At 34.7% G+C, this 8,129-nt stretch carries 6 protein-coding genes; 4 read left to right on the plus strand and 2 right to left on the minus strand.

What is annotated here, in order from left to right; all coding sequences use genetic code 11:
* The 4 genes from BA053_RS04155 to BA053_RS04170 form a co-directional block, all read left to right on the plus strand.
* Positions 1-501, plus strand: a 501-nt coding sequence (locus BA053_RS04155; RefSeq protein ID WP_065106794.1) for an exopolysaccharide biosynthesis protein, incomplete at its 5' end; no start/stop codon positions are given.
* Positions 502-591: 90 nt separating this feature from the next.
* Entirely contained in the window at positions 592-1,248 is a 657-nt protein-coding gene (locus BA053_RS04160) for an exopolysaccharide biosynthesis protein (RefSeq protein WP_007549323.1), read from the plus strand.
* The gene (cysS, locus tag BA053_RS04165; protein ID WP_065106795.1) at positions 1,241-2,614 is read left to right on the plus strand and encodes a cysteine--tRNA ligase; all 1,374 of its coding nucleotides are present in this window, start codon (positions 1,241-1,243) and stop codon (positions 2,612-2,614) included. The genes BA053_RS04160 and cysS overlap by 8 nt, the downstream gene beginning before the upstream one ends.
* A 6-nt stretch (positions 2,615-2,620) precedes the next feature.
* The gene (locus tag BA053_RS04170) at positions 2,621-3,040 is read left to right on the plus strand and encodes a YqaA family protein (protein ID WP_065094587.1); all 420 of its coding nucleotides are present in this window, start codon (positions 2,621-2,623) and stop codon (positions 3,038-3,040) included.
* 32 nt (positions 3,041-3,072) lie between these two features.
* Here the strand turns inward: BA053_RS04170 and BA053_RS04175 are convergent, their stop codons facing one another.
* Both BA053_RS04175 and gatB read right to left on the minus strand, forming a co-directional pair.
* Complete coding sequence (locus BA053_RS04175) at positions 3,073-6,039, minus strand: ankyrin repeat domain-containing protein (protein ID WP_065106796.1); 2,967 nt, start codon at positions 6,037-6,039, stop codon at positions 3,073-3,075.
* Positions 6,040-6,171: 132 nt separating this feature from the next.
* Positions 6,172-7,596, minus strand: coding sequence for an Asp-tRNA(Asn)/Glu-tRNA(Gln) amidotransferase subunit GatB (gene gatB / locus BA053_RS04180; protein WP_065106797.1), 1,425 nt, complete (start codon positions 7,594-7,596; stop codon positions 6,172-6,174).
* Positions 7,597-8,129 lie beyond the last annotated feature (533 nt).

Here is an 8,129-nt window from a genome sequence, read left to right on the forward strand (position 1 = left end):
TTCTCCTTGCCGCTATCGGTGCCTATACCGGTTCCACCTGGTTATACAACTATTCTTTCTATACCTTTAATCTTATTCTCACTGCAGCTTCTATTTGGATTTGATTCTCCTTGGATGCCCAGTTGGCTAGAAAGAAAATCTTTTCAGCGTTCAACACTAGCTCTTGTGGTAGAGAAAACTTCCTCTGTATTAGAAAAAATAGAAAAATTCATGAAGCCAAGACTGTCTTTCATTTTCTATGGGCCTGGTGAGAAGATTCTGGCTTTTATGATGTTGCTTTGTGCAATAATAATAGCTCTTCCATTACCTTTTACTCACTTCCTTCCTGCAATTGGCACAACTCTTATTTCACTTGGTATTATGAGTAAAGACGGGTTTCTATCCATATTGGGAGTTTTAGTGTCATTGTGTGCGTTGTTGCTTACCCTTGTTGTAATAGTCAAAGGACCACAACTTATAACCGGAGCACTTTCTCTTCTTAAAAGCTTTACAACACTTTAACAAAAGAACGAATTACTAGCGCAAAATGAATAATGCATATTGAAATAAAACAATAATTGTGTTAAGAATTATTTTTATCAAAGGTTTTTCGTGTCAAAAAATGATAAGTTGACTAAAAGTGATAAATTAGCTTCTGATATTCTAAAAGAAGTTGCAGATACCAATAACAATGATAGCGATAAAGTAACTTTGTTTGACATTAAAACAGCTTTGCATGAGCGTGGTTTTGGTATTTTAATAATCATCTTCTCCTTGCCGCTATCGGTGCCTATACCGGTTCCACCTGGTTATACAACTATTCTTTCTATACCTTTAATCTTATTCTCATTGCAGCTTTTATTTGGATTTGATTCTCCTTGGATGCCTAGTTGGCTAGAAAGAAAATCTTTTCAGCGTTCAACACTAGCTCTTGTGGTGGAAAAAACTTCTCCAGCATTAAAAAAAATAGAAAAGTTCATGAGACCAAGAATGTCTTTTATTTTCTATGGGCCCGGTGAAAAAATTTTAGCTTTTATAATGCTGCTTTGTGCGTTATCAATAGCTCTTCCACTACCTCTTACTAACTTCATTCCTGCAATTGGTACGACTCTTATTTCGCTTGGTATTATGAGTAAAGATGGGTTTCTGTCCATATTGGGAGTTTTAATATCATTGTGTGGGCTATTGCTTACTCTTGTTGTAGTAGTCAAAGGGCCACAACTTATCATTGGGGCATTTTCTTTTCTCAAAAGCTTCGTATATGGTTAGGCTTTACAATACCTTAACAAAAAAAAAGGAACTTTTTACACCAATCGATAAAGATCATGTGAAAATGTATGTTTGCGGACCAACAGTATATGACACAGCACATATAGGCAATGCACGGTCTGTTGTTGTGTATGATGTGTTATTTCAGCTACTTAAGTTTTGTTATGGCAAAGTTACCTATGTGCGTAACATAACCGACATTGATGATAAGATAATTAATGCAGCAAGTGAAAAAAATAGCAACATAGAAAGTATCAGCACATATTACACCAAGGCTTTTCATGAAGATATGAGAAGCATAAATTGTGCAGAGCCAACACACGAGCCAAAAGCAACGGAAAACGTAGATTATATTATAGAATTAATTGAACATTTACTGCAATCAGGCCACGCTTACGAATCTGACAAACACGTGTATTTTAATATAGAATCTTACTATGAGTATGGTGCTTTATCAGGAAAAAAAACTGATGAATTGGTTCCAGGTAGCAGAGTTGAAGTTAATGAAAATAAAAAGCACCCGGGAGATTTTGTGCTGTGGAAGCCTGCAAGTGATATTGACTACAAACTTTCAAGTTATTGGGATAGCCCATGGGGAGAAGGAAGACCAGGATGGCATATAGAGTGTTCAGCGATGTCATATGCTTATCTTGGCAAAGATTTTGATATTCATGGTGGCGGTATAGATTTACAATTTCCTCACCATGAAAATGAAATTGCACAGAGTAAGTCTGCATTTGCTGGATCAATGTTTGCAAAATACTGGATACATAACGGTTTTCTTACAGTAAATGAAGAGAAAATGAGCAAGTCCTTATTTAATATAGTCAAAGTAAGGGATTTGCTAGATAGTGGAATAAAGGGTGAAGTAATACGCTATGCACTGCTCAAAACTCACTACAGAAAACCACTTGATTGGACAGAAAACGTTATTTCTGACGCACAGGAAACCTTAAATAAATTTTATCGGTTATTACGTGGTTTAGATATAACGAATATTGATGAAAGTAACGCAGAGATTTCTAAAGATTTTATAGACGCTTTAAAAAACGACTTAAACATTCCTGAAGCTCTAGCTATATTACATGAAATGGCTGCAAAAATTAACAAGATGAGTAATGAAAGTGAAAAGCTTAAATTAACTGAGAGTTTTGTTAAGAGCGCCAGATTTATTGGTCTTCTTGAGTCAAGTTATCAAGAGCGGTTTACTGCTGGTGTGAGTCATCAAGAAATAGAAAGATTGATAGATTTAAGAAGAGCAGCAAAACAAAATAAAGATTATAATACTGCAGACAAAATAAGGGATCAGTTGAAACAAATGGGGATTACAATTTCTGACAATGAAGATGGTACAACAACTTGGTAAACTCATATGGAAAATTACTTTCTGTTATTCACAGATAGTCTAGTATCATCATTAGTCTTACCCATACATCAAGGTTTTGTGTTCAATACTATGCTTTATTTCAGGTCGTATTACACTCCACTACTTATGTTATTTTTTGGAGTACTAGGATCAAGCCTTGGTGGAATAGTTAATTGGTACTTAGGTAGAATAACAATCTCTATACGAAAATCATACCACAAATTAGAAAACGAATATACAACGCCAAAAGTTACAAAAAATTTGCTAATTTTTGCAACTTTATTACTTTCATGGGTGCCAGCACTTGGAAGTGTGATTCAAATTTTATCAGGTTATTTTAAGTTAAACCTTTATATCCTTGTCCCTTTAATCATTCTATCTAATTTCTTCTATTTGTTATATCTAATACTTACTTTTGGCGTATAACAGCTATAGTACTGCAGCTATTAAAGCCCAAGTCATAGGATGGATGCACCATGAGCTAAAAGCAATTCCACAAGCTCTTGGTGATTATATTTAGCAGCATAATGTAATGCTGTCTTTTCTTCATTATTTTTGGTGTTAACGTCTGCGTTGTGTTTTAGTAATATTTTTGCTATATCAACTCTTCCCACAATAGCAGCAAGGTGTAGTGAAGTATTACCATTTTTACTCTTGGTATTAATATTACTACCTTTTTGAATAAAAAATATTGCCCTACCTAGCCCACGTGAAGCAGCTAGATGTAATGGCATTTTATGGTATTTAGCATTAACATCAACTCCTTTGCTTATAAGATATTCTACTATATCCGGTTTTTCATTACAAACAGCTAAATGTAATATAGTACCGTCGTATTTATCGATGTCGGCACCTTTATTAAAGAAATATTTCACTATTTCTAGTTTTCCACTCCGAATAGCAACGCATAGTGGAGTTTCATCATACTTGTCTTCAGCATTAACATCAGCACCATTTCTAGTAAGATGTTCCACTATATCCAACTTTTCACCTCCAGCAGCCATGTGTAATGGAGTATTACCGTATTTATCTTTAGCGTTAATATCAGCACCTTTACTAATAAGATATTTAACCGCATCTAATTTTCCGCTGTAAATAGCAAGGTGTAAGGGGGTATAGCCATCTTCGTCTTTAGCATTAACAACCTTGCTCAGTCTACCTGTGTGTCTTTCTTCTATATGTGTTAATAAGATCTCCACTGCTTCATAGTCACCACTCTCAGCAAGTAAATGTAATGGCGTATATTTTTGTTCACTATAAATAGGACGAAAATAAAAATCATCAATCAACTTACCGTATTTACTTGCATATTCCCAAATAGACACAATATGACTAATTGCTATATTGCCACTTTTTACCAATTCCAGAACTTTCCTCAGAACTTCTTCTTCTCTGCCTTTCTCTTGTAATTTTAATTCAGTTACTTTCTGCACTAACCTATGGACATTTAATACACTTTGGTTTTGTTCACCGCCCACCATGGAATATCTCACAAGCAAACGGATGGCTAGCTTTAACTGCTTTTTCTTATAATCACTTACCGAATTTAAGAATATTTCTCTAGCGATTTTATCAGGTGCAAAATAAGCCAAAATATCTAAAATCTCTGAAGCTAATGGTCCATATTGTTCATCACTTCTTACTTTATCCATCGTAACTTCCCAAGCTGTAAAAGTTGTTTTAGTATAGTTATTATCAATTCCTTGAAATATTTTAGACTTAAGCAACTTCTTAGCTTTCTTTTCATACTCTTTTAGGTAATCACTAATTTTAAACTTCTCTATTATTCTCTGATCTTCGATATATGATATTGCTTGTTGTATAGCTAAAGGAAAGCATTGCAACCTTCTTACCAAATTTTCTATCTCCCGATCTTGCGATTTATCTTTTTTTAGTATATTAAATCCTTTTTTAACAAACTCTATAGCGTCTCTTTGTTCCAATTCTCCTAGCTTTATAACGTCTATTCCCTTTTCCAGTTCCTGATCATGCGAGGTAATCAAAATATGAGGCTTGTTAAGATCAGGAGATAAAGAAAATGGCAAAAATTTACTTATCTTTTTGTACTCTTGAACGTTATCGAAAATGAACAGGCTCCTCCTTCTTGCAAAGAAAGCAAATACTTCTCTAACAATAGTTTCTATCGTTTTGTCGTTTCTGTACTTATCTTTGGGAGAAATACCTAGTCTATTATCTCTAGCTAATCTCAAGAAAGAATCTTTCATAGTTTCAAAGTTTTCAGCGTCTATCCATATAACATTGCCGTCATAATATCTTCTATATTTACAAGCATATTTTCTAGCCAACTGGCTTTTTCCCATCCCCCCAGGACCACTAATAGACGTTATGTATGAAATTACAGCACCTTTGGGATTGCGTTGTAGCGAATCATGTAGCATTCCCAATTCCTCATCTCTTCCTGTAAATAGTCTGACTGGACCTCTTACATCAAACCATACCGCTCCTAAAATTTCCTCTCTTATTTTTTCAAAAAACTCATTTATTTCTTCATGTGATAGAAACTTTCCCTCTCTTGCTTTCATCCAATCCAGAACTTCTACCAGAAAGCGACCATAAACGTTCTTTTTATCGATATTATTAAATTCTTTGCCTAACTCATTCTCAATGATTTCCGCTAGTTTTATCTCGTTAGGTTGATTTACTGCAAATACTAATTTATCAAAAAATTCCCTTATATTCTCTTCTAACTTGCCTTCATTTGTCATTCGCTCAAACTCACATTGCCATACCTGATTTCTTTCCAATTTTCTTTTTGAGTTTTGATCTGATTTGCCTTGAAGTTCTTTTATCTCCTTTTCCAATTCTTCTATTGCTTCTTTTACAGCACTCTTAAATGCCGGTTGCACTATTGAAATCATGTTATCGTGAGTACAAGAGAACTTGTATCTCGTACCGCCGTATTTAAAAAAAATATCACTAGTGCTTATTACTTCAACTGCAATTTCTATTCCCTTGTTTGGTCCCGAAGTTTTTGCTTTCAACTTTTTTATTGTATTTTGTGTTGTACTTTGAGCTAGATCGAAACCGATATTAGTACAGATAGTAAAGTCCTTTAGGTCACCATCTGCAAAATCTGGATTAATTTTAATCTTTAGATAGGAAACAAAATATTTTGGAACGCTAAATTCACCACTTTTATTTTTTGAAAGCAATTTACCTACACCGATTTTTTCGCATTCATTTTGCTTGTGTTTGTTTTGTATAAACCTATGTACTATTTTTTCATTTTTCCTATCCTGAAAAACAATATCATCAAAACCCGTAGCTGATTCCATTTCTGTAGCTAAACGGAAAGAATATCCAACATCTACTGCACGTTTGAGAAGCAGCATTACCCACTTTAGTTGGTAGATATCACCATGAAGAGACCGCTTTCTTCCCCAAGCAGGATAAGTTTCAGGCATCCTCAACCTCACATAATTTTAAAAATAGTACCAACAAATGGTAAAAAAGTTATATGTCATGATATACAGATATCGTAACAAAGACCTTGGAATATCTACGAGATGTGCTGTTATGTAAATAAAAAAATGTGACTAATTACTTAATCTCTCACTCAAAATTGAATTCACAACATCAGGGCTGGCTTTTCCCTTGGTGAATTTCATGACTTCACCAACAAAGAAACCATATAATTTTGTTTTACCGCTTTTGTATTCTTGAACTTTATCTTGGTTGCTATTGATGATTGTGTCGATAACTTCTGATATTTGACCTTTATCTGTGATCTGTTTTAGGTCCTGCTCTTCTATAATTAAAGATGCAGGTTTGCCAGTTTCAAACATACTATCGAATACTTGTTTGCCAAGTTTAGCAGAGATTGTTCCATCAACGATAAAATCTAAGAGTTCTGACAAAGCATTTGCTTTGATTGGGGAGCTCACAATATCAATATTTGCTTTATTTAAACGACCGAAAAGCTCTACAGTTAACCAGGTAACGGCGAGTTTTGAATCATGTTTTTTTATCAATTCCTCAAAATAATCAGCAATTGCTTTATCGGAGGTAATGACGTTTGCATCGTATTCGTTGATACCCAATTCCTCAATGTATCGCAGCTTTTTTTGATCCGGTAACTCAGGCAAAGATGATTGAATTAAATCAATCTTCTCCTGGCTTACCTCAACTGGTAACAAGTCAGGCTCAGGGAAATACCTGTAGTCGCTTGCATCCTCTTTGTTTCGCATCACTTTTGTTTTTCCCGAAGCAACGTCAAACAATAAGGTATCTTGACTTATTTCTTCTCCACTTTCTAAAATTTCAATTTGTCTTTGTATTTCATAGTCTATAGCTTGCACAATATGACGTATCGAGTTCAGATTTTTTATCTCACAACGAGTGCCAAATGTACTACTGCCTTTTAGGCGGACAGAAACATTTGCATCACAACGAAGTGATCCCTTTTCCATATCACCATCACATGAACCAATGTAACGCAAAATCTGCCTCAATTTTTTCATGCATTCTGCAGCTTCCGCAGATGAACGGAGATCTGGTTCTGAAACAATTTCCATTAAAGCAACCCCTGCACGATTTAAATCTACATAAGTTTTGCTTTCCTCATGAACGCTCTTTCCTGCATCTTGCTCTAAATGAATTCTCGCAATTCTTATTTCTTTTTCATTATCGTTGATAAATACTCTACCGTTTTTAACTATTGGCTCAAAAAACTGGGTTATCTGGTAACCTTGCGGTAAATCAGGATAAAAATAATTTTTCCGATCAAAGTAAGAACACTTATTAATTTCTGCAGAAAGTGCAAGACCGGTGCGTATTGCTTGCTCTATGCAGTAATAATTTAGTATCGGCAGCGTACCTGGCATTGCTGCATCAACTAGAGAAACTTGAGTGTTATGCTCAGCACCAAACTCCGTTGATGAGCTAGAAAATAGCTTCGTATTAGAAGAAATTTGAGCGTGCACCTCAAGCCCAATTACCGCTTCCCAATCCTCTTTCGTCATGTATTTTATTTAAATGATAATCTTAATATTCTGCAAAATTAACACAAAAAGTCAAAACAAAACTCATGTTAGCTAAGTAGTATGCAGATTGTTTTACCCATAGAAACGGGTTAAATGCAAAAGATTACTTGACAAACCTCGCCAGCCCCCTTATCATGAAACTGAAGGTATTCAGTTATCTTCATCTGTGCAGATTAAACAGCAAGAAAACAACGTAGTTGGCGTCTTATTTTTAATTTTTTGCACTATGTGCACCTTATGTCTTCACAACATTTCTGGGTTTTTACCTATATAAGCTGAAACGCGCTTATAAGTCGTTTAAGACAGTATAGTACGCCGATTTGCAGGATTAGAGAGTGACAACTAGCTAACACGGGATTTCTTTTGCCTTTTTTTCTGCTTAGTAAATTTCTTAAACATTTATAGCTAAGATTAGTTGCATTTAAAAGCAGCTAAATTGCAGCGTTTAAGACTTAAAAAAACGCCAATACAGAAAATAGACAATGACCAGGGCTTCTTTTGCCTTTTTTTTC

The organism is Wolbachia endosymbiont of Nomada ferruginata (genome assembly GCF_001675785.1).
Lineage (GTDB): Bacteria > Pseudomonadota > Alphaproteobacteria > Rickettsiales > Anaplasmataceae > Wolbachia > Wolbachia pipientis.